At 74.7% G+C, this 24,281-nt stretch carries 22 protein-coding genes and 1 tRNA gene; 7 read left to right on the top strand and 16 right to left on the bottom strand.

Annotated features, from left to right (window positions below):
* Nucleotides 1-15: 15 nt before the first annotated feature.
* The 9 genes from CHB98_RS14035 to CHB98_RS13995 all read right to left on the bottom strand — a co-directional run bounded on the left by CHB98_RS14035 (nucleotide 16) and on the right by CHB98_RS13995 (nucleotide 7,122).
* On the bottom strand, nucleotides 16-213 hold the full coding sequence (locus CHB98_RS14035; protein ID WP_089306218.1) for a hypothetical protein: 198 nt from the start codon (nucleotides 211-213) through the stop codon (nucleotides 16-18).
* Nucleotides 214-244: 31 nt separating this feature from the next.
* Nucleotides 245-1,159, bottom strand: coding sequence for a type II secretion system F family protein (locus CHB98_RS14030; protein WP_089306217.1), 915 nt, complete (start codon nucleotides 1,157-1,159; stop codon nucleotides 245-247).
* Nucleotides 1,156-1,878 (bottom strand): type II secretion system F family protein, encoded by a 723-nt coding sequence (locus CHB98_RS14025; protein WP_245821157.1) that lies wholly within the window; start codon nucleotides 1,876-1,878, stop codon nucleotides 1,156-1,158. The genes CHB98_RS14030 and CHB98_RS14025 overlap by 4 nt, the downstream gene beginning before the upstream one ends.
* A 179-nt stretch (nucleotides 1,879-2,057) precedes the next feature.
* Nucleotides 2,058-3,404 carry a TadA family conjugal transfer-associated ATPase gene (locus CHB98_RS14020; RefSeq protein ID WP_245821156.1) on the bottom strand — a complete coding sequence of 449 codons (1,347 nt, stop codon included), beginning with the start codon at nucleotides 3,402-3,404 and terminating at the stop codon, nucleotides 2,058-2,060.
* Between the two features lie 64 nt (nucleotides 3,405-3,468).
* Complete coding sequence (locus CHB98_RS14015) at nucleotides 3,469-4,272, bottom strand: CpaE/TadZ family protein (RefSeq protein WP_089306214.1); 804 nt, start codon at nucleotides 4,270-4,272, stop codon at nucleotides 3,469-3,471.
* 9 nt (nucleotides 4,273-4,281) lie between these two features.
* Complete coding sequence (locus CHB98_RS14010; protein WP_089306213.1) at nucleotides 4,282-4,968, bottom strand: SAF domain-containing protein; 687 nt, start codon at nucleotides 4,966-4,968, stop codon at nucleotides 4,282-4,284.
* Nucleotides 4,965-5,855, bottom strand: a complete 891-nt coding sequence (locus CHB98_RS14005; protein ID WP_089306281.1) for an ATP/GTP-binding protein — start codon at nucleotides 5,853-5,855, stop codon at nucleotides 4,965-4,967. Before CHB98_RS14005 ends, CHB98_RS14010 begins: the two co-directional genes overlap by 4 nt.
* Nucleotides 5,856-5,866: 11 nt before the next feature.
* The gene (locus CHB98_RS14000) at nucleotides 5,867-6,460 is read right to left on the bottom strand and encodes a hypothetical protein (RefSeq protein WP_245821155.1); all 594 of its coding nucleotides are present in this window, start codon (nucleotides 6,458-6,460) and stop codon (nucleotides 5,867-5,869) included.
* 209 nt (nucleotides 6,461-6,669) lie between these two features.
* On the bottom strand, nucleotides 6,670-7,122 hold the full coding sequence (locus CHB98_RS13995) for a helix-turn-helix domain-containing protein (protein WP_089306211.1): 453 nt from the start codon (nucleotides 7,120-7,122) through the stop codon (nucleotides 6,670-6,672).
* 816 nt (nucleotides 7,123-7,938) lie between these two features.
* Here CHB98_RS13995 and CHB98_RS13990 point away from each other — a divergent pair.
* Together CHB98_RS13990 and CHB98_RS13985 are read left to right on the top strand one after the other, a co-directional pair.
* Complete coding sequence (locus tag CHB98_RS13990; protein WP_143425087.1) at nucleotides 7,939-9,576, top strand: hypothetical protein; 1,638 nt, start codon at nucleotides 7,939-7,941, stop codon at nucleotides 9,574-9,576.
* Between the two features lie 389 nt (nucleotides 9,577-9,965).
* The gene (locus tag CHB98_RS13985; RefSeq protein WP_089306209.1) at nucleotides 9,966-11,141 is read left to right on the top strand and encodes a hypothetical protein; all 1,176 of its coding nucleotides are present in this window, start codon (nucleotides 9,966-9,968) and stop codon (nucleotides 11,139-11,141) included.
* A gap of 301 nt (nucleotides 11,142-11,442) precedes the next feature.
* Here the strand turns inward: CHB98_RS13985 and CHB98_RS13980 are convergent, their stop codons facing one another.
* Nucleotides 11,443-13,044, bottom strand: a complete 1,602-nt coding sequence (locus CHB98_RS13980) for a hypothetical protein (RefSeq protein ID WP_089306208.1) — start codon at nucleotides 13,042-13,044, stop codon at nucleotides 11,443-11,445.
* Nucleotides 13,045-13,767: 723 nt separating this feature from the next.
* Here CHB98_RS13980 and CHB98_RS13975 point away from each other — a divergent pair.
* The gene (locus tag CHB98_RS13975) at nucleotides 13,768-13,989 is read left to right on the top strand and encodes an excisionase family DNA-binding protein (RefSeq protein WP_089306207.1); all 222 of its coding nucleotides are present in this window, start codon (nucleotides 13,768-13,770) and stop codon (nucleotides 13,987-13,989) included.
* Between the two features lie 168 nt (nucleotides 13,990-14,157).
* Here the strand turns inward: CHB98_RS13975 and CHB98_RS13970 are convergent.
* From CHB98_RS13970 to CHB98_RS13960, 3 genes are all read right to left on the bottom strand, one after another.
* A tRNA-Thr gene (locus CHB98_RS13970) sits at nucleotides 14,158-14,230 on the bottom strand.
* Between the two features lie 144 nt (nucleotides 14,231-14,374).
* On the bottom strand, nucleotides 14,375-15,238 hold the full coding sequence (locus CHB98_RS13965; RefSeq protein WP_245821153.1) for an SDR family oxidoreductase: 864 nt from the start codon (nucleotides 15,236-15,238) through the stop codon (nucleotides 14,375-14,377).
* 67 nt (nucleotides 15,239-15,305) lie between these two features.
* Nucleotides 15,306-15,932 (bottom strand): hypothetical protein, encoded by a 627-nt coding sequence (locus CHB98_RS13960; RefSeq protein WP_089306206.1) that lies wholly within the window; start codon nucleotides 15,930-15,932, stop codon nucleotides 15,306-15,308.
* A 188-nt stretch (nucleotides 15,933-16,120) separates the two neighbouring features.
* Here CHB98_RS13960 and CHB98_RS13955 point away from each other — a divergent pair, with 188 nt between their 5' ends.
* The 4 genes from CHB98_RS13955 to CHB98_RS13940 all read left to right on the top strand — a co-directional run bounded on the left by CHB98_RS13955 (nucleotide 16,121) and on the right by CHB98_RS13940 (nucleotide 20,612).
* Nucleotides 16,121-17,029 carry a universal stress protein gene (locus CHB98_RS13955; protein ID WP_089306279.1) on the top strand — a complete coding sequence of 303 codons (909 nt, stop codon included), beginning with the start codon at nucleotides 16,121-16,123 and terminating at the stop codon, nucleotides 17,027-17,029.
* A gap of 55 nt (nucleotides 17,030-17,084) precedes the next feature.
* Nucleotides 17,085-17,861 (top strand): ABC transporter permease, encoded by a 777-nt coding sequence (locus CHB98_RS13950; RefSeq protein ID WP_089306205.1) that lies wholly within the window; start codon nucleotides 17,085-17,087, stop codon nucleotides 17,859-17,861.
* Between the two features lie 106 nt (nucleotides 17,862-17,967).
* The gene (locus CHB98_RS13945; RefSeq protein WP_089306204.1) at nucleotides 17,968-19,254 is read left to right on the top strand and encodes a S1C family serine protease; all 1,287 of its coding nucleotides are present in this window, start codon (nucleotides 17,968-17,970) and stop codon (nucleotides 19,252-19,254) included.
* Between the two features lie 77 nt (nucleotides 19,255-19,331).
* The gene (locus CHB98_RS13940) at nucleotides 19,332-20,612 is read left to right on the top strand and encodes a DUF445 domain-containing protein (protein WP_089306203.1); all 1,281 of its coding nucleotides are present in this window, start codon (nucleotides 19,332-19,334) and stop codon (nucleotides 20,610-20,612) included.
* An 85-nt stretch (nucleotides 20,613-20,697) separates the two neighbouring features.
* Here the strand turns inward: CHB98_RS13940 and rlmB are convergent, their stop codons facing one another.
* Genes rlmB through ispD form a run of 3 tightly spaced genes read right to left on the bottom strand, consistent with a single transcriptional unit; the run spans nucleotide 20,698 to nucleotide 24,271 of the window.
* Nucleotides 20,698-21,684 carry a 23S rRNA (guanosine(2251)-2'-O)-methyltransferase RlmB gene (rlmB, locus tag CHB98_RS13935; RefSeq protein WP_089306278.1) on the bottom strand — a complete coding sequence of 329 codons (987 nt, stop codon included), beginning with the start codon at nucleotides 21,682-21,684 and terminating at the stop codon, nucleotides 20,698-20,700.
* On the bottom strand, nucleotides 21,684-23,087 hold the full coding sequence (cysS, locus tag CHB98_RS13930) for a cysteine--tRNA ligase (protein ID WP_089306202.1): 1,404 nt from the start codon (nucleotides 23,085-23,087) through the stop codon (nucleotides 21,684-21,686). The genes rlmB and cysS overlap by 1 nt, the downstream gene beginning before the upstream one ends.
* Nucleotides 23,084-24,271, bottom strand: coding sequence for a 2-C-methyl-D-erythritol 4-phosphate cytidylyltransferase (gene ispD / locus CHB98_RS22440; protein ID WP_089306201.1), 1,188 nt, complete (start codon nucleotides 24,269-24,271; stop codon nucleotides 23,084-23,086). The genes cysS and ispD overlap by 4 nt, the downstream gene beginning before the upstream one ends.
* Nucleotides 24,272-24,281: the final 10 nt, after the last annotated feature.

Here is a 24,281-nt window from a genome sequence, read left to right as displayed (position 1 = left end):
GCGGGCCACGAGTGGCTACTGGATCGAGCTCGAGCGAGAGGTGACCGCGTTGGCGATCACTGCGACCAGTGCGACGGCGATACCGATCAGCGCCACCGTGATGATCACCTGCTCCACCGACAGCGAGCCGCGTTCCGGCTCGTCGCGCAGATCGTGGAGCCGGTCGCGCAGGGCAGCGGCGAGGGCGGTGAGGGTACTGATCAGCGGCATCATCGGGGTTCCCTTCGACTCGGGGACGCTGGGGTCAGCTGGCCATCAGTCGGACCAGGGCGGGATAGAGGAACAGCAGCAGGAAGGCGATCGACAGCAGGGCGACCGGAGCGGTGAGCTTCTCGCTGGCGGTGTTGGCCGCGGCCTCCTCCTCGGCCAGCAGCTGAACCCGCAGCGACTGGGCGCGGGCCCGCAGCGTCGGGGCGATCGAGGCGCCTTCGACGGCGGCGACCGCGGCGATGTCCGCGACGTCGGCCAGCTCGCCGACGCCGGTGTCGGCGGCCAACCGGCGCAGCCCGTCCCACGGCGGTTCGCCGGCCAACCGGGCGGCGACCAGCGCGTCGGTGATCCGGGCGAACACCCACCCGTCGCCGAGCGCGGCAGCCCGCTCCAGGGCGATGGTCGGGCCCTCGCTGGCGTCGCGGCGGAGGCTGACCAGGTCTAGGTAGGAGCACAGCGCCCGGCGCATCTGGGAGCGCGCCTCGGCGGCCTCATCACGTACGACGAGGTCGACGACGAAGAAGAGGACGACGGCCAGCGCCAGCGATCCGACCACCGGGACCGCTACTGGCATGCGGACGCCGATCAATCCCAGTACGGCTGTCAGCAGCGGCACGAAGACCGCGCCGAACGCGGCGAGGCCGACCTTGCGGACGGCGTAGCCCTCCGGCGTCCACCCGATCAACGCCAGCGCCTGGCTGGGCGCCCGCCGTCCCGCGACCGGCAGTCGGGCACCGACCCAAATTCCGGCGCGGCCGGCTGCGCGCGCCCACCGGTCACTCGCCTCGGAGACCGACGCGACCCGTACCGCGGAAGACGCGCCGTTCAGCCGGGCCAACGCGTCGGCCAGCTGCGGCTGTTCGGCCACCAGGGCGGCGCGCAGCAGCAGAAACACGCCGAGCCCGACGACCGCGCCGGAGCCGATCAACAACGCCTGGGTGCCGCTCACCGGGCCGGCACCTCGTCCGGGTCGAGCTCGGTCCGCCGTCCGCCGTCGCGATCGACCAGGAACCGTGCTGACGGCGCGGCCACGGTGAGCCGGCGCATCCACAGCAGGCAGCCCACGATCAGCGCGCAGATGACCGCCAGCACCAGCTGGCCCAGCCCGGTGCCGTAGGGCGCGAGGTAGTCGCCGTTCAGCGCCGCCAGCCCGGCCGCGGCGACCGTGATCAGCAGCAGCCAGCGGGCGTTCGCGCGGGGTTTGGCGCGGTCGGCCTCGACCTTGCGGCGCATGGTCACCTCTTCGGTGAGGCTTCCCGCCAGTTCGGTCAGCACCCGTGCCAGCCCCGGCCCGCGCAGTTCCGCACCGAGAAGCAGGGCGCCGACGACCAGGTCACCGGCGGCGTCGTCGAGATCGTCGGCGAAGGCCAGTAGCGCCCGCGACGTCGGCCACCGCGCCTGCAGCCGCGCGCCCAGCGTGACCACCTCCGCCTGGATCGGCCCGGGCGCCGTGCGGGCCGAGCGGATCAGTGTCTGCTCCAGCCCGCCGCCCGCGGCCAGGACGTCAGAGGTGCGGCGCACCCACTCCTGTAGCGCCTCCAGCCGCTCGACCGCGGCGTTGCCGGCGGAGAACTGCGCCAGCAGCCACGGCACCCCTATCACCGCCAGCCCGACCAGCACCCCGCCGACCGGCCAGCCGGAGGCCAGCCACACCGTGGCCGCCGCCACGGCGGCGGCTCCCCACAGTGCCCGCTGCCACCGCGCCGGACGGTCGACCGACGACGCCGGACGTGGTCTGCGGCGCCGCGGCCGAGCTGGTGTGTCTGGGGCGGTGAGCGCGTGCGCGGCCAGCAGCAAGCCGGCGACCAAGAGCGCCCCGCACACGCCGGCCAGCAGGCCCGCGCCGCTCAACGTCGTCCCTCGACCGTGCCGGACCAGGCTCGTTGGCCGACGCGCAGCCAAGCCGGATCGAAGCCGACCCGGACGTAGTCGGCCAGGTCCACGGGGTCGTGCTCGGGTACCGCTCGACCGTCGGCTCCCGGAGCGAAGACCTCGGTGACCGCCGGGCGCCCGCCCTCGCCGATGCCGTTGCACTCGACGACCTGGCTGACGAACCGCTGCCGCTCACCGCCGATCCACCGCTCGTCCACGGTGGTGATGTGCACGATCAGGTCGATCGCCGACGCGCACGACCTGTAGGCGTGGTCCGGGGTGACCGCCGCGCGACCGCGCATGCACAGGTTGGCCAGCCGCTCGAAGGCGTGGTGCGCGGAGCGGGCGTGCAAGGTGCAGCACGAGCCGCCCTCGCCGGCCTCCATCACCTCGATCAGCGGCCAGGCCTCCTCGCCGCGGACCTCGCCCAGCCATACCCGGGACACGTTCATCACCAGCGCCTGCTCCACCAGCTCGGTCAGCGTCACCTCGCCGAGACGGCGGCCGTCCGGGCCGCGCTCGCCGGTGCCCTCCCGTGCCTCAAACGGCACCACCCGGGGGTGCCGGTCGGACAGCTCGTGCAGCAACAGCTCGAAGTGCTTCTCGATCGTGGCCAGGTTCTCGCTCACCGGCAGCTCGTTGGCCAGCGCGCGCAGCATCAGCGTCTTGCCCGCACCCTGCGCGCCGGTGACTACGATGTTCTTCCGCGCCCGAACCGCCGCCCGGAGGAACTCCGCCAGCGGCCGGTCGATCGCGCGGAGGCCGATCAGGTCGTCGAGGTCGACGTTGCGGATCCGGTGCCGGCGGATCACCAGCTGCGGACGCGGCACGGTCTCGATCACGGCGGCCAACCGCGACCCGTCCGGCAGGCGCATGGTCAGCAGCGGGCTGGCCGTGGTCAGCGTGCGCTCGGCGCGGCCCAGCCGGGCGGCGATGTGCTGGAGCTGCCGCACCAAGTCCTCGTCCGAGTCGGCGATCGGGTCGACCCGGACGTCGCGGCCGTCGGCGTAGCCGACCCACACGTTGTCGTGCCCGTGCGCCTCGATGTTCTCCACCCGCTGGTCGTCCACGTAGGGCTGCAGCCGGCCGAGCCCGAACTGGGCCGCGAACACCGCCTCGGCGATCGCCTGTTCGTCCTCCGGGGTAGGCACCGCCTGCCCGGCGCGCATCCGCTCGCGCACCAGTTCGTCGACGCCGTCCTGGACGAGCGTGCGGGCAAGCTCTTGCTGCGCCACCGCGCTGAGCGTCGGACGGCGCTTGAGCTCCGCGGCCAGCGCCGTCGCCGTCGCCTCATGAAGTCGGCGCACCAGCGCCCAGTCCACCGAGACCGGTGGCACATCACGTCGACGAGGCACGGCCCCGACGCCCAGGAGGCCAGCAGCGAGGTCAGCGGACACGGCTGTCCCCGATCGCGGTCGCGGCCGAAGGAACGGGCGCCGGCGGTGGCGCCAACCGGGTTTCGTGCGCCGCGGCGAACTCGTCCAAGCGGGTCGCGACCGTCCGCGCAGCCCGCAGCAGCGCTGACTGGGCGAACAGCCGGCCGGCCGGCGCGCCGTCACTGAGCACCGACGCCGCCTTGGCATCGCGCGGCAGCGAACCGATGACCTGAACGCCGAGCGCCTCGCCGATCTCCCGCTCGCCGTACGGCTCACCCGGACCGATCACCAGCGTGGCCACCAGGCCGGCACGGCCCTCTCCTCCGCGAAGCTCGGCGATCGCCTGTGTCGCCGCACGTACGGCACGCAGCGTCGAGCCGGTGGCCAAGACCACGGCGGCAGCCCGCCGGACGACGGCTGCCGGAAAGTGCTCGGCGCGCAACCGACCGCAGTCGGCGATGACGTCAACCGCGCCGTCCTCCACCGTCGCCAGCACGGCTGCCAGGCGGTCCCAGTCCACGTGCCGGGCGCCGGCGGGGTCGGCCAAGCCGGGTAGGAGGCGCGCTCGCCCCTCGGAGTCGAGCCGCAGCAGCTGGCTGTCCAGGTGTCGGGCCAGTCCGCCACGCCGCGCCGCCAGCTCCAGGTCGGCCAGCCCGCCGGCGGACAACTCACCTCGGCCGTATCCGGCCAGCACGTCGCCGCCGGCCGGGTCCAGCTCGGCCAGTACCGCCGGCCGCGGCCAGGACAGCGCCAGCGCCAGGCCGCTGGTGGTCACTCCGGGCGCGCCCTTGGCCGAGCACAGCGCGACCAACACGGCAGCCGCCTACTCGCCGGCGACCACGACGATGGCGATCAGGCCTGCAGCGGCGCGGGCGGCGACGTCGGGCCCGTCGGCCGCGGCGACGAGCACGTCGACCACTCGCAGCCCGTCGGTTCCCGGCGTACCGGTCTGCACCACGGTCGCGTCCACCACGCCTGGAGCTCCTGCCTCGTTCCCTGCTGGAGCGCTGCCTGCGGCCACGGGCACCAGGAGGACGTCATCGCCGGGCCGCAGCGCGGTCGCCGGCAGCTGCACCGCCGACACCCCGACTCCGACCAGTTGCTGACCCGGGGCCGGGAGCCGCTGATCGGTCAGCGCGTCGCGGGTGAGCAGCGAACCTGGCGCCAGGGTGGTCGCCGCCACCATGCCGATCACCTGGTCGCGATCACCGTACGGAATCGGCTGCAACGCCGGATCAGGCGAGATCCTCGCCTCCACCAAGTCGGCAGCGGTGATGACCTGGCCCCAGGGCACCTCCCGTGCCAGCGCGATCACCGGAGACGTGTGGCCCAGCGAGGTCGCCAGGTAGGTCGCCCCCAGCGCTCCGAGGACCACCATGGTCACCGCCAGCGCCAGCAGCGCCGGACGGCGTCGGCGGCGCGGAGGTGGCAGCACCGGCGCCCGGGGGAGCCCGTTGCCCGCCGCCGCAGGGGGCAGTGCGCTGGCTTTCGGTGGCTGGGTGCGCGTCATCGACTGCCCTCGTCCTGGTTCAGGACGTGCAACTCGCCGACGAACAGTTCCGCCGACGAGGACAGCTCCAGCGTCTCGGTTCCCGACAGCCCTCCGCCGGACCAGGTGACCGTCCATGTGCTCGTCGCGGTGATCGGCCACGGGCCACCGCCTGGCACATGTCGGCTCGACGCCTGTGCATAGACGTGGCCGCAGTCCGGTGAGGAGCCCTCGGCGCCCGGCGAGTACGGCGTTCCGGCGCCGCAGACAACCGTGGTGCCGTCCCCCATGTCCCAGACGATGCGGCTCACCTCGCCCACGGCGGCGACCGTGACACCACCGGCCGACACCGACTGCCGGGTCGGCCCGAGGAACTCCTCCCCGCGCTCGGTCCACATCCACACCGGCAGACCCACCAGACCCCCGGTAGACCCGGGTGGCGGCGCCATTCGGATCTCTGGGGCACGCATGACGAGCGAGGCGATCGCCTGCTCGGCCAGGACACGCGGGTCCACGGGTGGTCCGGCCGGCGGAGCGGAGCCGGTCGGTATGTACACGAGCAGCGTGGTGAGGCCGGACCCGTCCACCCGTGGACAGACCTTCGCGTACATCGCTCCGTCGGCCGGAGACTGTCCCGCCCAAAGCGCACTTGTAGACGCCGGCTGCGGCTGCGCTTTCGTGTACGTGCACGGGTCCTGGGGCGAGGCCTCACCGCCCGTCGCCTGGCTCCCACCAGGCTTGGCGCCGCTGGCCACCGGGTCCGCGCCCGCGTCCTGCCCGGGAGAAGTCGCCTCGACCAGGCAGATGCCGGTTTGTGCGTCCTGCTTCGCGCAGTCGACAGGTGGGGCAGCCATGGCGCTGGTCAGCCCGCCCGGAACGGCGAGCATCGCAGCCGTCAGCAAGGCCACGCGGGACAGCCTCAGCACGGTCGATCCGTCAACGGGTCAAGCTGGTTAACCAGCCACGGGGATCCAGGTTCGGCCTCGTACCGGGTCACGGTGATGTCCCAGACGTACCGAAGCGGGGTCCCTGGCGGCACGACCTCGCCGGACTCCACCTTCACGACCCGCGTGCTCTGGCTGTCGTAGCAGCCCGTGATCCTCACGGTCGGCCCTTCGGGAGACGCCAGGTCGACGCCGGCGACCTCCAGGTCGACCGCGGTGTCGCCTTCCTGGCGGAGGCCGATCGTCGCGTAGTCCCGAACTGCAGTGACGGCGAGCAGGGCAGCGGGGTCGCCCGCGAATCGCCGGATCTCCGGTTCCCAGTCCCTGGCGCCTGGATCCTTCTTGGCCGCGTCGGTCACGCGCAACATCTCGTCGACCGCTGCGGTCGCAGCCTCTGCCGCCTCCTCCTCGGGAGTCGGCGCGCTGCTCGTTACAGGAACCGGCAGAGTCTGCGACGCCGAGGTCGTCGTCGGGCTCGGCGAGGAGTCCGGACTCGCGTTGCTCTCCGCGCAGCCGGCGAGAAGCAGAAGCGCCAGCAGTAGGCCAGCCGTCCATCTCTGCGTCGTCATCGCGAGTGCACTCGCCGGAGAGGCCGCGGGCCACGCTCCGGCAGGAGCACGCCCCGAAAGCAGGCGGGCTACGAGCTTCGAGGGCACGCCCGCCCAGGTCGCGCTCGACTCTGTCGTGCAAACCATGGGCACCTCCCGGGCAAGTGGTGGGGGAAATTACCACCAAGATCGCCCGTGAAGACAAGCTCTTCCTCCCGTAATCCTCCTGTTTAGCTGCCGAAGGAGGCCACGGCCGCGTGGTCGCTGCGAGAACGGCGGACGGCCGCCTCCACGCGAGCGACGTCCACACCGAGGACTTCGGCGACGGCGGCAATCACCGTGGCGGAGTGATCTACACCGGGGCGACCGTCCTCCAGGCGCACGTACGTCATGACCGACAAACCGGGAGCAGTCACCTGGTTCGTGGCAAATCCAGCCGCCAGGCGGAGAGCCGCCAAGGGCGGGTCCCCTGCATCGACGTCCAGGAGATGCAACGGATCGACTTTCAGGGCAGCCGCCAGCTGCGGTACGAAGCGGGGCCGCGGGCGTTCGAGCCCGGTCTCCCAGACCCGGATGCGCGCCGGGCCGGAGAGATCCAGCTTGGTGGCCAGTTCTTCTCTGGTCAGCCCCACGGCCTCACGGGCAGCCCGTAAGCGGTCACCTCGAAGCAGTGGCCGCGCCATGGCAGCTCTCCTCCACGTCACCCGTTCGGTGGACACCCCGCTCGTGTGCCGCCGAACCCTAGCCGCAACCTCGACTTCGTCCGACGGGCCTCGTCGTGGCGCGATCGGGCTCTCGACGGGAGAACTACAGGAGCAACACCGGAGAACGCACTCGGAGCTCCAGGTAATGCAGTCGGAATCTCGAGGCGTCGTCGTCTCATGACTCCTGCATGGTGGAGCAGCCACCCAGGAACGTCCGCGTGCGTCCGTCCGCTCAACCCTCATCCCGAACCGGGTCACAGGTGCTGAACGCGGCATTGCCGTCCTTTCGCCCCGTGACAGGTGGCCATCGCCACCGCGGTGGGACGGCTGCTGGCCTGAGGCATGCGGACCTGGCGAAACCCGCGCTCCCAGCCGCCCCGCGGTCGTGCGTCGGCTGCTGCCGGTGGCCCCGTCACTGGGTGCCTGAGCCCGGGCGGTTGCCCACAGTGCCCTCGGCCGGCGGCACCAGAAGGGGACGCCAGTGCACCGGCTCGTTGACGGTGCCTGGCCCCCGGGCACCGGGGCGGGCATGGAGGAGTTGACGGGACCTACTCCGGTCCGGATGCTGTTCGCCGGGCCGGCGCGGGGGCCGCCTCGGGCAGATGGGCGGGAAACAGGATGCTGTTGCCAGCTCCTCCGACGGCAGCGACCGGCGCCCGGTGGCGCCCCAACAGCCGCCGATGCCGCCTTACGGGGGCACTGGCCGCAGGCGTGCTCCTACTGACGTCGGGTTGCACCGCCGACGAGCCCGCCGATGTCGGCGGCACCACGGCCACCGACACGGCCACCGTCGACGTGTCTCCTACGGAGGCGCTCGAGGTGACCCTCGACGGCGTCGGCCAGCTCACCGCACCGGCCGGTACCTTCGCCACGCCCGGCACCGTGACCGTCACCCCGTCCGCCGACGCCCCACCGCCGACCGACGGTCTCACCCCGGCCGGGTCGGGTATCGACGTCACCTTCGACGGGACGCAGCCGGCCACGCCGCTGCGGCTCGTCCTCACCGACGTCGCAGCCGCCCGCGGACCCGACGACATCCCCGTCGTTCAGCACCAGCGGCACGACGGCACGTGGGAGACGCTTCCGGCCGAGGTCACCGCCGACGGGCACATCGTGGTCGAGACGACCGAGTTCTCCCCTCAGTGGCCGGCCTGGCTCAACCCGGTGAACTGGGTGCGTAGCCTGGCCGACGCCACCACTGACGCGCTGCTGAGCCGGACCGATGCACTGGCATGTGCCGACAACGGGCCGGGCTTCGCGATGATGCGGCCGGCTACGACGCTGCTGCACAGCTGCCTCATCACCAACACCGACTCGGACAGCGGCCGGGACCGGGCCGAGGTGCAGCTGACCCCCAACCGCCGCTTTTACGTGTGGATCAGCGTGCCCGACGGCGTGGAGTACACCTGGCTGGAGACCCAGCCGGCGGCGCTGCGGGCCGCGCTCGGCCAGGTGTTCGGCTTCGATTCCGACCGGCAGGTGCTCGTCGACTCGGGAACGCTGTTCACCGCCGGCGCCGGCCAACCGGGCCTGGACCGGACGCTGACGTTCACCTCCTACACCGACGGGAAGAGCGCAGCACTGTCCCTCGGCGCGGGGCTGACCGGGCTGCTCGGTCTCGAGCCGCGGCAGGGGCTGCTTGCGGTCACCTACCTCAGCGTCCAGTGCGCCGACAAGATCCCCGCCTCGATCGACGACGCCGGCGGGATGGCCGACTTTGCCGTGTGCTTCGCGCAAGCCGCGCTGTCGGCACTAGAGGACCCCGACCGGGCGTTCGCCGGGGCGCTCAACCTCTTCGGTGAGGACGCCTACGCGCGCGAGGCAGAGGCGGCGCTGGAGAGGACGTCGAAGACGCTGCGGCTGCTGGGGAAGGCGCTGGCGGTGGCCGGCGCGGCCGGCGCGGTGCGCGACATCTGGACGCAGCTGCCCGACGCGTTCTCGCAGAACGGCGTCGACCGGCCCGGCGACGTGCACCTCGACCTCGCCGGCCGAGGCCCGGTCACCGACGTCACCGTCGGGCTGGACGGCATCGGCCCGGTCCCGTGGGGCACGCCGGTTCCCGCAGCCGAGGAGGCGCTCGGGGCGCGCTTCGACGTCAGCGAGGACAACGGCCTGGGCTGCGCTCAGGCCACCCTGCCCCAATTCCCCGGCCTGACGTTCGGCCTGCAGGACGGTCAGGTCGCCGTCGCGGCCTACGGCGGCGGTGACGCGCCGGCCACCGACACCGGGGTGACGCTGGGCGGCGATGTAGCCGAGGTGGAGGCGGCCTACCCCGGTGCCGTCGTCGACGCCGACCCCAGCGACGCCTTCACCACTCGGTACACCGCCAGCTCCGGGGGGCATGCGGCGCAGTTCCTCAGCTTCGACCAGGCCACCGTGGACTACATGCAGTTCGGTCTGGCGGCCGCCGTCGGCGAGGCGCCCTGCGTCTGACCGCGTCCGCGTACGCCACGCCGACATGCGCTCCGCGGCAGGCCCTGCCCCGGAGCGATCCGGCCGCCCTTGCGAGCGGCGCGGCCGGCGCTCGGCGGGCGGGCGAGGCATCCGGTGCAGGGAGTTAGGCGGTGCGCAGGGATCGCCTCCATCTCCATGCGACGCCGACGACGGAGGAGAACGCCCCTGGCAAGCTGCTGCCCGCCGACCACCTCCGCCATGTGCTCCAGCCGACACTGACCAGATGGGGTCGGCCGCCGGTCGCGCGCCGGCCGCGGCTTGCATCCTCGCCAGCGACGGCAGCAGCCCTTGACCCCCAGTGGCGGTCCTGTGACGCTCCCTCGGCCAGGCTGGCGGCGGGCCGGCCGCGGGGGCGGGGGCGATTCACCATGACAGCTGGCATTTTCTCCATCCGCCGTCTGGGCGCGGCCGCGGCACTCGGCGCGCTGCTGGTCGTCACCGGCTGCGAGGACGACACCGCCGCACAGGCGCCGCAGTCCTCGGCAGCCGCCGAGTCAGCGACGCAGGACCAGGAGCCGACCACCGAGACGTCGGCGCCACCGGCGCCTACGTTCGTGTCGGCCGTCTGCGACGAGATCGGCGGCCTGTTCACCGAGATGCAGGCCTTCTCCGACCGGATGGCCCAGAGCACCGGGGGTGGCGCCGCGGACTCGGCGCAGGTGCAGCAGATGGTCACCGAGGCGGCCGCAGCGAGCACAGAGTTCGCTGACCGTGCCGCTGCGGCGCAGGTCACGCTGGCAGCGGCGGAGGAACCGACCTTCGACGGCGGCGAGGCCGTCGCAGCTCGTGCGGACACCGCCATGCAGCAGGTCGAGCAGGCGCTACGGGGCATCAGCGCGAGCCTGTCCGACCTCGACCCGTCCGCCCCCGACTACCGCACCAAAGCGCTCGGGCAGCTCGTGGGCATGGCCATCGCCGTGCTGCCGGTGATCACCATCTTCGTCGACCAGGACACCCTCACCAACAGCGCCGGCCTCGACGCCGCGCAGGTCGTGGCCCGGTCCCCGGGCTCCGTCGGCTTCTACCGGGAGGCCCGGGACACACCCAGCTGTGCGGTGTTCTTCGAGGGCTACGACCGGGCGGAGATCGACGCGCTCATCGGCACGGACGACAGCGGCACCGCGGCCGAGGACCCGGCCGGCGTGGACTCCGGTGGCGGGGGCACCGCCGGCGGGCCGCCGGCGGAGTTCCTCGGCGACTGGTACGCGCACGGGGCGCAGCTGACAATTCACGGCGCCGGCGGCGTGATGACCTACGGGTCCACCTGCGGGGATGAGTGGTGCAACGACGTCGAGCAGTTTAGCTACACAGTCGACGACTCCACCCTCACCGCCACGATCACGGCGGTCACCGTCACCGACACCCAGGGCGTCGACCGCAGCGCCGAGCAGCCGCCCTTCCACGACGTCGGCTACCAGTTCATGCTGGAGCTGCAGGCCCCGCACGTGCTACTGGAGACCCCGCTCAGCGATAGCGTGAACGGGCCCGGATCCTGGTGCCAGGACGGCGCCGCCCCGGAGGACGCCTACAGCTGCGGCCAGTGACCCGAGCGTGCGGCACCTCACCGCGGGGGAAGCCACATCATTCGCACCCGAGCACCCACGCGCCACGTTGCCTGGGCGCCCACCGGCTCGTTCCCGCCGGCCCCGGCACCGGCACGGCGGAGACCCGCACACCCGCGGCCGTCGCATCACCTCACGACGCCTCGGCCGAGTCGTTGTGACCAGCTCCGGGCGCTCGCCGTGGAGCGCTGCGCCGCTCGGGACCGCGGCGGGCCGGGTCCGGGTGCGGCGGGACGTCGACGGTCGTGTCCCTGCTGGCGCCGGCCGTCGACCAGCAGCAGGGTCAGGGGCCGTACCCGAGGAAACCGGTCACCTCGTAGCGGATTTCCTCACCCGGCGGCGCCGTGTATTGCCCAGTGGTTGGGTCGTACTCGCCGTTGACCGGCTGCACGGCGAAGGTCAGCCCTGTCCCGTGTGCTGCGCCGGCGTCGGCGTCGAAGAGGACGAGGCACTCGGCGCTGATGTCCCCGACGGCCTCGCAGCCGTCGACCTGCCACGCGGTGGCCGGCACCGTCGTCACGTCCGCGATGGCGCTGCGTTCACCCTCTGTCAGCCCGCTGTGGTCATCGTCGACCAGGGCGCGCACGACCCGGCACACCGCGGTCGTCAGGGCGTCGACGTCGCAGCCTGCTCCTGAGGCCGGTCCCGGCGGCTCAGGAGCCGCCCGCTGTACGGTGATCGTGTAGCTGCTCTGCCCGCGGAGGTCGTCGACCAGGGCAGCGGTGCTGTTCCACACGTACGCGACGGCCGACCCGATGAGGTTGGCGAACTTCAGCACGATGTGCCCGGCGATGTTGCCGAGGGTGTTGGTGATGGCGTCGGGGTCGAAACAAGCGGCGACCGTGGAGCCCACCCGGCCCTCGTCGCTCACGTCGAAGGCCAGGTCGATGAGCTTTGGCGCGCAGGCGGCCGCGTTGAGCGTGTTGTCCATCAGCTCGGCGCGGCCCACCCCGGGACGGGCGATGGACGCGATCGTCACCATCGCCTCGGCCGCCACCTGCAGGGAGACCAGCGACTGAGCGAACCCGTCGAAGTCGGCGACGAGTCGGCTGGTCTGCCCCGGCTGCAGCCGGACGTCGAGGGTCGTGGTGCCGCCGGGGCTCATGGTGATCTGCCCGGTGGTCAGCGCGTCTGTCGCTGCCTGCGCCAGGCGCACGCCCAGCTCCCCGGCCGTGGTCTGCCGGACGCTGAACCCGCCGCCCAGGACCGCGACGAGCGGGTAGCGGCGGCTGGCGATGATCTTCAGTTCGGGGCTGCCGTCCGTCCGCAGGCCCAGGCACCACTGCAGCACCGACGTCCGGGTGGAGGTGACCGAGTAGCCGGCGTCACGCGCTTCACGCTCCCGGGCGCAGCGCGGCGGATCGGGCGAGAAGTCGATGTTGCCGAGGATCCCGTTGAGGATGTCCTCGGTCTGTGCGCGCAGGTCGGCGAACGACGGCAGGCGGACGTCGAAGATGGAGAGCCGGTCGGTGGAGACGGTGACGACGCCGCGGTCCCGGTCGAGTTGCCCGGTCAGTGGCTCCCAGTCCTCCCCGCCGTGCCGGTGCGCGACGAGGACGTCGTCGTCGGCGTCTGCGGGCAACGACTCGTAGGCCGCCAGCGCGACGGGGATCTCGACGGTGACCGGCTCGGTGGGCTGGTCGCTGGCGGTCACCTCGACGGCGCCGGCGGACGGGAACCCCGAAAGCTCCAGAAGCCCTCCGGTGACCTGCCCACCGGCGATGTCCACGGCGTCCGGGAGTGCCCCGGCCGGCGCGATGAGCCGCGCGCCGCCGCCGAGCTCATAGGTGTCCGGTTCACCGTCAGCCGCTCCAGTGGTACCGCTGCCGGTGCACGCGCTGAGCAGTACCACGGTCGCCAGCAGCCCGGCCGAGTACCGACGCATCCCGCCTCCCCCGTTAGGGGGAACCTACGCAGCCGCGCGCACGGACGACAAGGATCGCGGCCCTGCGGCCCGTCTCCGAGGAGGACGACCGTGGTACCACCTCATCTGGCCGACGGTTCGCGTGTCGTCCTCCCCAGTTCGGCCTCCGCTCAGTCTGAGCGCCTCGGACCCGCCCGGCCCGGAGACGCGCTCGATCAACAGCCGGCTCGCGTCGACCCCACGTCCGCAACGAGCCTCAAGGGCCGCGCGACCGCTACCGCCGACCTGCCCCTCCCGCCGTCGGGACGCGACTTGGGGCAGGGTTCCGGGTCGCGTCGAGGGTCAAGACTCGGATGAGTCGCCCGCACGTGCTCAGCAGCGACGCCGTGGCCCAGACGACGGTATGCGGCCTCGTGGCGACCCGGCACGTCGGCGGGCGGTCTGCCGTCACGACGTCTCACAGTCAGGTGAGCCGTCATGCCGCCTGCGAGCTGTGGCGCCGGGCGGGACGAGTCAGGCGCACGCTTCTCGTCGCTCGACGCCAAACGAGGTGCCTGCCTGGGTATCCGGCGAGCGGCGAGCTGATCTCCGCCTCGGCTGCCCCGTCGGGGCATGAGATGACTCGCGGAACCGGAGGACTACAGGAGGAAGACCGGGGGACTTGCGAGCGGACCTTGTGGCTCACCGAGACGTCGCTGCGGTCACTGGCGGAAAACCGGAGGGGCAGACATCACGCTCACCCACATGAGCCGACCGAATCCTTTGCGCGCCGCTACGGCCCACGCCCCACAGGATGAACTGTTGACCATCGGTCAAGCCGGGGAGTACCTCGGGACCGGCGAGCGATTCATCCGCCGACTCGTTGCCCAGCGGCGCATCTCCTACGTCAAGCTCGGCAAGTACGTGCGCCTGCAGCGCTCATCACTCGACGCCTTCATCGAGGCAGGCCGTGTCCCCAGCGAGTGACCTGAGGCGCACGAGACGTCCGCCGGCCCCCTGGTGTGGAAGAGGTGGGCGAGCATCTCCCGCCGCACAGTGCGTTTCAGTGGCCGGTAAAAGGTGGGGGTAAAGTGGGGCACGGTGGGTTTGCTGACTCCCTCCAAGCTACGAGCAGCTTGCTGAGCTGGACCTTTGAGCCGACGGGGGGACTCGAACCCCCAACCGCCCGATTACAAGTCGGGTGCGCTACCAGTTGCGCCACGCCGGCGGACCACGGGGACGAGTCTAGGGACCCGGAGGCGCCGACCCGGCCGCCCGACGTGGTGGTGTCGTACAGCACCCTGCCGCGGTGCCCTGCCGGGTCGGCCACGACGCCGGCGTCGAACCTGGGGCCCGCGGGGCCGGGGAGCGCTCAGGGGCGGTCCCGGAGCAGGTCCGCCGGGCTCCGCGGCGGGCGGCCGGTGACGTCGGCCACCGCGGTGCTCACCGCGGCCATCTCGCCGGCGGCGATCGCGGTGTAGGTCGACACCCAGGCGTCCACCTGCCAGTCGGGCGCGCCGGTGGCGGCGCGGGAGGCGTACGCCTCCTGCACCGTCTCCGCGTGGTAGGTCACCGCCCGGCCGGTGGCTGCGGTCAGCGTGTCCGCCACCTCGGCGAGGGTCAGGGCCGCGGGTCCGGTGAGGTCGTGGGTCCGCCCGACGTGGGCGCCCGGGTCACGGAGGACGACGGCCGCCACCTCGGCGACGTCGTCCCGGGCGACGGCGGAGACGCGCCCGTCGCCGGCCGGCCCGCGGATCACGCCGTCCTCCCCCACCAGCGCCGGCAGGAAGTCGGCGTAGAGGTTGTCCCGCAGGAACGTGGCGGACAGCCCGCTGGCCCGCACGTGCTGCTCGGTCGCCCAGTGGTCGCGCGCGAGGGTGAACGTGGCGTCGGGGGCGGCGCCGAGGAAGGAGACGTAGACCAGGTGCCGCACGCCGGCGTCGACGGCGGCGTCGACGAAGGCGCGGTGCTGGTCGAGGCGGTCGGGCGTCTCGGAGGCCGAGACCATCAGGACGGTGGGGACGCCGGTCAGGGCCTGCCGCACCGCGGCGCGGTCGCCGAAGGTGGCGACGGCGGTGGTGGCGCCGGGCACTCGTGGGGCGCGCGACGGGTCACGGACGAGCAGCCGCTGGGCGACGCCCGTGCCGGCGAGGATGCGGGCGACCCGGCCCCCGAGGCCGCCCGTGGCACCGGTGACGGCGACGGGCGGGGGCGCTGCGGCGCGGGGGATCGACACGGCGGCTCCTGGTGCGCGGTGGAGGAGGCGACGCGCGCGTCGGGTGTGCCCGCCCCGCCTCGGGGACTCAGGGGGCGGGGTCGCCGTGCCGCAGCTCGCCGCCGGGGTCGCTGTCGGCCACGGGCAGGCCGGCGATCCACCGCGCGAAGCCCTCCGGGTCGCGCCGCTCGAGCTCGTCGAGGGTCTCCTCGCGGCGGGCGACGATCGCTGCGCGGGTGGCGGCGTCCAGCCGGCCGGCCAGCGCCGCCGACGTCCGCGTCCACTCCCGGCCCAGCTCGTCGGTCGCCAGCGCGGACACCGGCCGCGGGGACGACGGCCGGCGGGCCGCGGCGGGCGCGGACGGCGCCGGCGCGCGGTGCGCGCGGACCAGCCACGTGACGGTGCCGGCCAGCGCGGCGGCCCCGGCCAGCAGGAGGGTGAGCACCGACCCGCCGAGGACGGCGGCCCCGCACAGGGCCAGGAGCGCCACGACGGTCGCCGCCCCGGCCTTCCAGGCGACGTCGACGACCTCAGCCGGCCCGGGCAGGGAGTCGCGGGAGACGCCGGCGACCAGCGAGGCGGCCACCACCGCGGCCATCCCCACCGCGACCAGGCCGGGCGGGCGCAGGGCCAGGCCACCGGCGACGACGAGCACGCCGACGGCGACGGCGCCGAGACCGAGCAGGAGGCGGTGGAGCAGACCGCGGGTGGACACGGGGCACCCTCCAGGAGCGGGGGCGGACACGAGGGACCGGGCGCCACCGGCGAGCGGGGGTCCGGGTCCCGCCCCTACCCAGCCCGCACGCAGTTGCACCCTCCGTGGCCGGACGGCTTCCCAGCGGCGGCGCGGGCGAGGACCCTCGACGGCAGCCACGGGGGGACGACCGTCATCCGGAGGTGCCCGTGTCCACGACGACCCCGACCCCAGCCGGGACGACGCCTGCGCCGCGCGCGCCGGGGGACGGCCCGCCGCCACCGCCCGTCGTGGTCGGCGCCGACGGCAGCGAGTGCGGGCTGCGCGCGGTCCGGTGGGCCGCCGAGGACGCCGCCCGCCGCGGCGCCCCGCTGCGGATCGTGCACGCCACGCCCCACCTCGGGCACCGCGGCGTCGCCGGCTCCCCCGCGGCCTGGCTGCCGCGCGCCCGCGGCGCCACCGCGCAGGCGTACACGGTCGCCGTGCACACCGCGCCGTCGGTCCCCGTCTCCACCGAGGTGGTGCCCGGTGACCCGGCGGCCGCGCTGCTGCGCGCCGCCGAGGACGCGCAGCTCGTCGTCCTCGGCATCGCCACCACCGGCGTGGCCGACGAGCTGGTGCTCGCCTCGGTCGCCCAGCGGGTCGCTGCCCGCTCCCCCCGCCCGGTGGTCGTCGTCCCGCGGTCCCGGCCCGGTGGCACCGGCTCCCGCCCGGACGTGGCGGTGCTCGGCCTCGGCGAGCGGGAGGACGACGAGCCGGTGGTGGCGTTCGCGGCGGAGGCCGCGCTGCGCACCCGGACACCGCTGCTGGTGCTGCACACCCGGCCGGACGACGGCGGCGCGTGGGCCGCCGACTCCCCGCAGTGGGACGAGCGCTGGCCCGACCTGCGGGTGACGCACGCACCGGTGCCCTCCCCGACCGGCGGGCGGGTGCTGGCCGCGGCCTGCCCGACGCCGCTGCTGGTGATGACCGCGGGGCACGGCGGGCTGCTGCACCGGCCGCTGGACGGGCTGCACCGCTGGCTGCTGCGGCACTGCACCTCGCCGATGGTCTTCGTGCCCCCGGTGCACCGGCGGTCCTCCACCGAGCCCCGCGAGGAGATCATCGCCGTCGGGTGAGGCGCCTCGCGCGCGGGAGGCACCTCGGGGACGGCGCGGTGCATGATCGACACCCGTGGGTTCCTCCGCCGTCGACCTCGGGCCCCGGCTGGCGGCAGCCCTGGTCGCGCTCACCGCGGTCGCCGCCGTGGCCGGCCGGCTGTCCGGCCTGGGCCAGGACCGCCCGGTCGTGGTGGCCGCCGTGCGCGCGACCGTCCAGCTGGCCGCGGTCTCGGCCGTGCTGCTCGTCGTCGTCCGCTCGCTGCCCCTCTCGGCGCTGTTCGTGCTGCTCATGGTCGGCGTCGCCGCCGTCACCGCGGCCGGGCGGGCGACCGGGCCGGCGCTGCGCAGCGCCGGTGCCGCCGGCCGGGTGGGCACCGCCGCCGTCCCGGTGCTCGCCGGCGCGGTCCCGGTGGTGGCCCTCGTGCTGGCCAGCGGCACCGTGCCGCTGCGCGGGGAGGCGGTGGTCCCGGTCGCCGGGATCCTCGTCGGCGGGGCGATGACCGCGACGTCGCTGGCCGGCCGGCGGCTGCGGGAGGAGCTGGCCGCCCGGCGCGGGGAGGTGGAAGCCGCGCTCGCCGTCGGGCTGCTGCGGCGCGACGCCGTCCGCGAGGTGCTCGGCCCGGCGGCGGCCACCGCGCTGGTGCCGCCGCTGGACCAGACCCGCACCGTCGGGCTGGTCACGCTGCCCGGCGCCTTCGTCGGGGTGCTGCTCGGCGGCGGGACGCCGCTGGAGGCCGGTGCCACCCAGCTGCTGGTGCTGGTCGGCCTGCTGGCCGCGCAGGTCACCACCGTGTGGACGGTGCTGGAGCTGGTGGCGCGCGGCAGGCTGGTGCCCGGCGTCCCCGGCTGAGGCGTCCAGCGACCTCACAGGGGACCGTCAGCGGCGGACCAGTCGCAGGGACGACAGTGGTGGCCCGAGGGTGGCGCAGGGCCGCCCACGAGGAGGACGAGGACACGTGGACCCCTACGGCAACCCCACCCCGGCGCCGGGCACCTGGGCGCAGCCGGGCTGGCCGCAGCGGTCGGCCGACGGGCCGGCGGCGCAGGGTCCCACCGCACCCGGACAGCCCTACCCCGGGCCGCCGCCGTTCGGCCCGCCGGTCCCGCAGCAGCCGGGCCCGCAGCAGCCGTCCCACCGCGCCGGCCGGCTGCGGATGGGCGTGGCCGGCCTGCTCGCCGGCGCCCTGGTCGGCGGCGGCGCCGGCGCCGGGGTCGTGCTGCTCGCCGACGGTGCCGACGGCCCCGGCAGCGACGCCGGCACGGCCGCCGCGCAGAACGTCACCATCACCAACCCGGAGACGGCCACCGCCGTCACCGCGGCCGCGGCCAAGGCGGCGCCCAGCGCGGTCACCGTCTACGTCACCAACGGCTCGGGCTCGGGCAGCGGCTCGGGCGTCGTCCTCAGCGAGGACGGCTACGTGCTGACCAACGACCACGTGGTCAGCATCGACGGCGCCGGCCAGCCGGTCGTCTCGGTGCGCACCCCCGACGGCACCCTCTACGACGCCACCGTCGTCGGCACCCAGCCGGTGTACGACCTGGCGGTGCTGCGGCTGGAGGACGCCTCCGGCCTCGCCCCGGCCACGTTCGGCGACTCCGACGCGGTGCAGGTCGGCGACCTGGCCGTCGCCATCGGCGCCCCGCTCGGCCTGTCCGACACCGTCACCGACGGCATCATCAGCGCCCGGGGGCGGGCGGTGGCCACCGGCTCCACCGAGGGCGACGCCACCGTCATCGACGCGCTGCAGACCGACGCCGCCATCAACCCCGGCAACTCCGGCGGCGCGCTGGTCAACGGCGCCGGCGAGGTGATCGGCATCAACACCGCGATCGCCACGGTGGCCTCGGGCGCGCCCGGCCAGCAGGCGCAGAGCGGCAGCATCGGCGTCGGGTTCGCCATCCCGGGCAACACCGCGGAGCGGATCGCCCAGGAGATCGTGGCCGACGGCTCGGCCGACATCACCTACCTCGGCGTCAGCGCCCAGACCGCCCCGGACGGCACCAACCCCGGGATCGGCACCGGCGCGCAGGTGGTGCAGGTGCAGCCCGGCACGCCGGCGTCGGACGCGGGCCTGCAGGCCGGCGACGTGGTCACCGCGGTCGGCGACCGGTTGGTGACCACCTCCACCGAGCTGACCGCCGCCGTCCGCAGCGCCTCGCCCGGTGAGGAGGTCACCCTCACCGTGCGGCGCGGGCAGTCCACCGAGCAGATCGACGTCACCCTCGGTGCCACCGAGGGCTGAGCGGCCCCCGTCCGGGCCCGCGACGAGCCTCGCGACCAGGCCGCTCTCTCAAGGGCCGCTCTCATAAGGTGGGCGGGGTGTCGTCCAGCTCGCCGCCCGCCCCGCTGGCCGCCTCCCTGGACGACCCGGAGCGGGCCCGCGACCTGGCCCGGATGAAGCGGCTGGCCACCGGGCTGTTCGTGCTCGCCGCCGCCGTCTTCCTCGGCTGCGTGCTGCTCGGCGAGGAGGCCGGCGCGTGGGTCGGCTACGTGCGGGCCACCGCGGAGGCCTCCATGGTCGGGGCGCTGGCCGACTGGTTCGCCGTCACCGCGATCTTCCGGCACCCGATGCGGCTGCCCATCCCGCACACGGCGATCATCCCGCGCAAGAAGGACCAGATCGGCGCGAGCCTGGGCACCTTCGTGCAGCAGAACTTCCTGACCCGCAGCGTGGTCGAGGAGAAGCTGACCACCATCGACGTCCCCGGCCGGCTGGGTGCCTTCCTCGCCGCACCCGGCCGCGCCGAGCGGCTGGCCGGGGACGCCGGGGCGCTGCTGCACTCGGTCGCCGGGCTGCTCAAGGACGACGACCTGCGGCCCGCGGTCGCCGACCTGGTGGACCGCAGGCTGCACGCCACCCCGGCCGCCCCGGTGGTGGCGCGGACGCTGGAGCTGGTGGTGGACGGCGACCGGCACCAGGAGGTGCTGTCCGCCGCGCTGCGCGGGCTGGCCCGCTTCCTCGAGGACAACCGGGTGGTCTTCCGCGCCCAGCTGGGCGACGCCTCCCCCGCCTGGGTTCCCGACTGGGTCGACGACCGGGTGTTCGACCGCGTCTTCTCCGGGGTGCAGGTCTTCCTCGCGGAGGTCGGCGACGACCCCCGCCACGAGCTGCGCCGGGTGTACGACGCCCGGCTGCGCCGCTACGTGCACGCGCTGCGCACCGACCCGGCCACCGCGGCCCGCGTCGAGGAGCTCAAGGCCGAACTGCTCGACCACCCCGCCGTCCGGACCTGGTCCGGGTCGCTGTGGACGACGCTCAAGGACGCCGCGCTGGCCGCCGCCGCCGACCCCGGGTCGGCGCTGCGCGCCCGGCTGGCCGGCATGGTCCGCGAGGGCGCCGGGCTGCTGCAGACCGACCCGCGGGTGCGCGAGCTGGTGCAGCGGCACGCGCACGGGGCCGCCGGCTACCTGGTGGAGCGGTTCTCCGGCGACCTCGCCGACCTCGTGGGCAGCACCGTTGCGCGCTGGGACACCGAGGAGACCAGCCGCCGCATCGAGCTGCAGGTCGGCCGGGATCTCCAGTTCATCCGGATCAACGGGACCGTGGTCGGCGGCCTGGCCGGCCTGGTGATCTACACCGTCGCCCAGCTGCTGGGGTAGCGACCGCACCCGCGAGGCGCCCTGCGAGGGCCGCCGAGGAGTGGGGCCCGGAGGGGTCCGCGACGAGGTGGCGGAACGGCTCAGCTCACGCCGTGCCGCCACCCGGCCGCGGTGCGGCCCGGAGGGTCGCAGTGTGGTAGAGCGCGATGCCGGCGGCCACGCTGACGTTGAGCGACTCGGTGTCCCGTGCGATGGGGATGCGGACGACGACGTCGCAGCGCTCGCGGACCAGCCGGGACAGCCCCGTCCCCTCGGCGCCGACCACCAGGGCGAGCGGGTCGGCGAAGCCGTCGAAGTCGTGCACGTCGACGTCGCCGTCGCCGGCCAGCCCGACGGTCATCAGCCCGGCGTCCTGGTAGGAGCCCAGCGCCCGGGCCAGGTTGACCGCGCGGGCCACCGGCAGCCGCGCCGCGGCGCCGGCGCTGGTGCGCCAGGCCGACGCGGTCATGCCGACCGACCGGCGCTGCGGGACGACGACGCCGTGCGCATCGAACGCGGCGGCCGAGCGGACGACGGCGCCGAGGTTGCGCGGGTCGGTGACACCGTCCATGGCGACCACCAGCGGCGGGCGGCCGGAGTCGCGGGCGAGGTCGAGCAGGTCGTCGGGGTGCGCGTACTGGTAGGGCGGCACCTGCAGGCCGATGCCCTGGTGCAGCGCCCCGTTGGACATCCGGTCGAACTCGGCCCGGCCCACCTCCAGCAGCGGCAGGCCACGGTCGTTGGCCAGGTGCAGCGCCTCGGTGATCCGCTCGTCGGTCTGGGCCCGGGAGTCCCCGGTGACCACGTACAGCGCGGTGGCCGGGATCTGCGCCCGCAGCGCCTCCACCACCGGGTTGCGGCCCAGCAGCAGCTCGGGCGCCTCCTCGGTGCGCTGGCGGCTGCGGTCACGCTCGGTCCGCCGCCGGGCGTCGGCGGCGGCGCGCCGCTGGGCGGGGTGCCCCGGGCGCATCTCGGCCGGCGGGGTGGCGCCCCGCCCGGCCAGCGAGCGCCGGTTCTTGCCGCCGGTGCCGGCGGTCGCGGTCTTCTTGCCCGCGCCGGCCGAGCGCCCCCGGCGCTGGCTGTTGCCCGCCATCAGCGGCTCAGCTCCCATCGCGGTCCGGAGGGGGTGTCCTCGACCTGGACACCGAGTGCTGCCAGGGAGCCCCGGATGGCGTCGGCCGCGGCGTAGTCCCGGCGCGCGCGGGCGGACTGCCGCTGCTCCAGGGCGAGCGCGACCAGCCCGTCGGCCACCCCGGACAGCCGGTCGTCGCCTCCCCCGCCGGCCCAGTGGGGGTCCAGCGGGTCCAGGCCGAGGACGCCGAGCATCGCGCGCACCGAGCCCAGCGCGCCGGCGACCGCCTTGTCGTCGCCCTCGGCCAGCGCGGTGTTGCCCTGCCGGACCGTCTCGTGGACGGCGGCGACCGCGGCGGGGGTGGCCAGGTCGTCGTCCAGGGCGGCGGTGAAGTCGGCGCACAGCACCGGGCCGCCGGCGTCCGCGCCCACCCGCTCAGCGGCGCGCCGCACGAAGGACTCGATCCGGCGGTAGGCGGCCCCGGCCTCGGCCAGCGCGGCGTCGGTGAACTCGATCGTCGAGCGGTAGTGCGGGGCGACCAGGTAGTAGCGCAGCTCGACCGGCCGGGCCCGCCGCACCACCTCGTCGACCAGCGCGGTGTTGCCCAGCGACTTGCTCATCTTCTCCCCGCCGAGGGTCACCCAGCCGTTGTGCACCCAGTACCGGGCGAACCCGTCGCCGGCGGCGCGCGACTGGGCCTGCTCGTTCTCGTGGTGCGGGAAGCGCAGGTCCAGCCCGCCACCGTGGAGGTCGAACTCCGGCCCGAGGTACCGCTCGGCCATCGCCGAGCACTCCAGGTGCCAGCCCGGGCGGCCGCGGCCCCACGGGGTGGCCCACGACGCGGTCTCCGGCTCGCCGGGCTTGTGCGCCTTCCACAGCGCGAAGTCGCGGGGGTCGTGCTTGCGCTCGTCGGTCTCGGTGTCGGCGGCCGGCTCCAGGTCCTCCACCCGCTGGCGGGTCAGGGCGCCGTAGTCGGGGAAGGAGCGGACGTCGAAGTAGACGTCGCCGTCGACGGCGTAGGCGTGGCCACGCTCCACCAGCCGCGCGATCAGCTCGACCATGTCCGGGACGTGCCCGGTGGCGCGCGGCTCGTACGTGGGCGGCAGCACCCCGAGAGCGTCGTAGGCGCGGGTGCAGGCCAGCTCGTTGGTGTACGCCCAGGCCCACCACGGCACGCCCCGCTCGGCGGCCCGGGCGAGGATCTTGTCGTCGATGTCGGTGACGTTGCGGACGTAGGTGACCTCGAGGCCGGAGGCGGCCAGCCAGCGGCGCAGCACGTCGAAGGACAGCGCGGCGCGGACGTGCCCGACGTGCGGCGGCCCCTGCACGGTGAGCCCGCAGACGTAGACGGAGGCCTGCCCGGCACGCAGGGGCGTGAACTCGCGGACCGCGCGGGCGGCCGTGTCGTACAGGCGGAGGCTCACCGCGGGGAGTCTACGGCCGCCGTCCGGACCACCAGCGCCGTCGCCATCGCCGCCCGGCCCTCGCCGCGACCGGTGAGGCCCAGGCCGTCGGTCGTGGTCGCCGTGACGCTCACCGGCGCGCCCAGCGCCTCCCCGAGCACCCGCTCGGCCTCCGCGCGGCGGGGACCGACCCGCGGCGTGCTGCCGACCAGCTGCACGGCGGCGTTGCCGACCCGCCACCCGGCCGTCTCCAGGACCTCGCGCACGTGGGCGAGGACGGCCGCCCCGCGCGCCCCGGCCCAGCGGGGGTCGCCGGTGCCCAGCAGGCCGCCGATGTCGCCGAGCCCGGCGGCGGACAGGACGGCGTCGGTGAGCGCGTGGGCCGCGACGTCGCCGTCGGAGTGCCCCGCGCAGCCGTCCACGCCCGGCCACTCCAGCCCGGCCAGCCAGCAGGGGCGGCCGGCCTCGACCGGGTGCACGTCGACGCCGATGCCCACCCTCGGCAGCACGTCGGTCACCGGAGCACCCGATGCTCGCTCGCCCGTCGTCCTCACGGTCAACTCGGCCAGTGCCAGGTCGTGCGCCACCGTCACCTTCGCCGAGCGCTCGTCGCCGGCCACCGTCGCCACCGCCACCCCGTCGGCGCGCACGACGGCGGCGTCGTCGGTCAGCTCCGCGCCGGGGGGCAGCCGGCCGTAGGCGTCGGCGAGGACGGCCCGCGCGAAGCCCTGCGGGGTCTGCACGCGGCGCAGCGTCTCCCGCGGCAGCGTGCCGGTGACCACGCCGTCGCCGGCCACGCTGACGGTGGTGTCGACCACGGGCAGCACCGGCACCACGGCCGGGGCGCCGGCGGCCAGCGCGGCGAGCACGCGGGCCACCACACCGGGCGGGGTCAGCGGGCGGGCCGCGTCGTGCACCAGGACCGCGTCGGCGTGGTCGCCGACGGCGGCGAGGGCGGCGCGCACCGACGCCGTCCGGCTGGTGCCGCCGACGACCAGCCGGACGTCGGCGGGCAGGACGGCGGCGAAGGCGGCGAGCTCGTCGGCGGGCACGGCCACCACCACCTCGGCCACCCCGCCGGCCAGGAGCGCCTCCACCGACCAGCGAACCAGCGGGCGGCCGGCGAGCGGGACCAGCGCCTTCGGCCGGTCCGCCCCCAGACGCGAGCCACTCCCGGCCGCTGCGACGATGCCGGCAGCGTGCACGGGAGTGGTC

The organism is Geodermatophilus pulveris (assembly GCF_900188375.1).
GTDB lineage: Bacteria > Actinomycetota > Actinomycetes > Mycobacteriales > Geodermatophilaceae > Geodermatophilus > Geodermatophilus pulveris.
This window is presented reverse-complemented; position numbering and strand designations above follow the sequence as displayed.

Bases quoted from the DNA above. Each gene is read 5' to 3' on its own strand.
- CHB98_RS13985 (WP_089306209.1), top strand. From the start codon at position 9,966: ATGACAGCTGGCATTTTCTCCATCCGCCGTCTGGGCGCGGCCGCGGCA.
- rlmB (WP_089306278.1), bottom strand. From the start codon at position 21,684: ATGGCGGGCAACAGCCAGCGCCGGGGGCGCTCGGCCGGCGCGGGCAAG.
- CHB98_RS14000 (WP_245821155.1), bottom strand. From the start codon at position 6,460: ATGACGACGCAGAGATGGACGGCTGGCCTACTGCTGGCGCTTCTGCTT.
- CHB98_RS13975 (WP_089306207.1), top strand. From the start codon at position 13,768: ATGAGCCGACCGAATCCTTTGCGCGCCGCTACGGCCCACGCCCCACAG.
- CHB98_RS14010 (WP_089306213.1), bottom strand. From the start codon at position 4,968: ATGACGCGCACCCAGCCACCGAAAGCCAGCGCACTGCCCCCTGCGGCG.
- CHB98_RS13980 (WP_089306208.1), bottom strand. From the start codon at position 13,044: ATGCGTCGGTACTCGGCCGGGCTGCTGGCGACCGTGGTACTGCTCAGC.
- CHB98_RS14035 (WP_089306218.1), bottom strand. From the start codon at position 213: ATGATGCCGCTGATCAGTACCCTCACCGCCCTCGCCGCTGCCCTGCGC.
- CHB98_RS13995 (WP_089306211.1), bottom strand. From the start codon at position 7,122: ATGGCGCGGCCACTGCTTCGAGGTGACCGCTTACGGGCTGCCCGTGAG.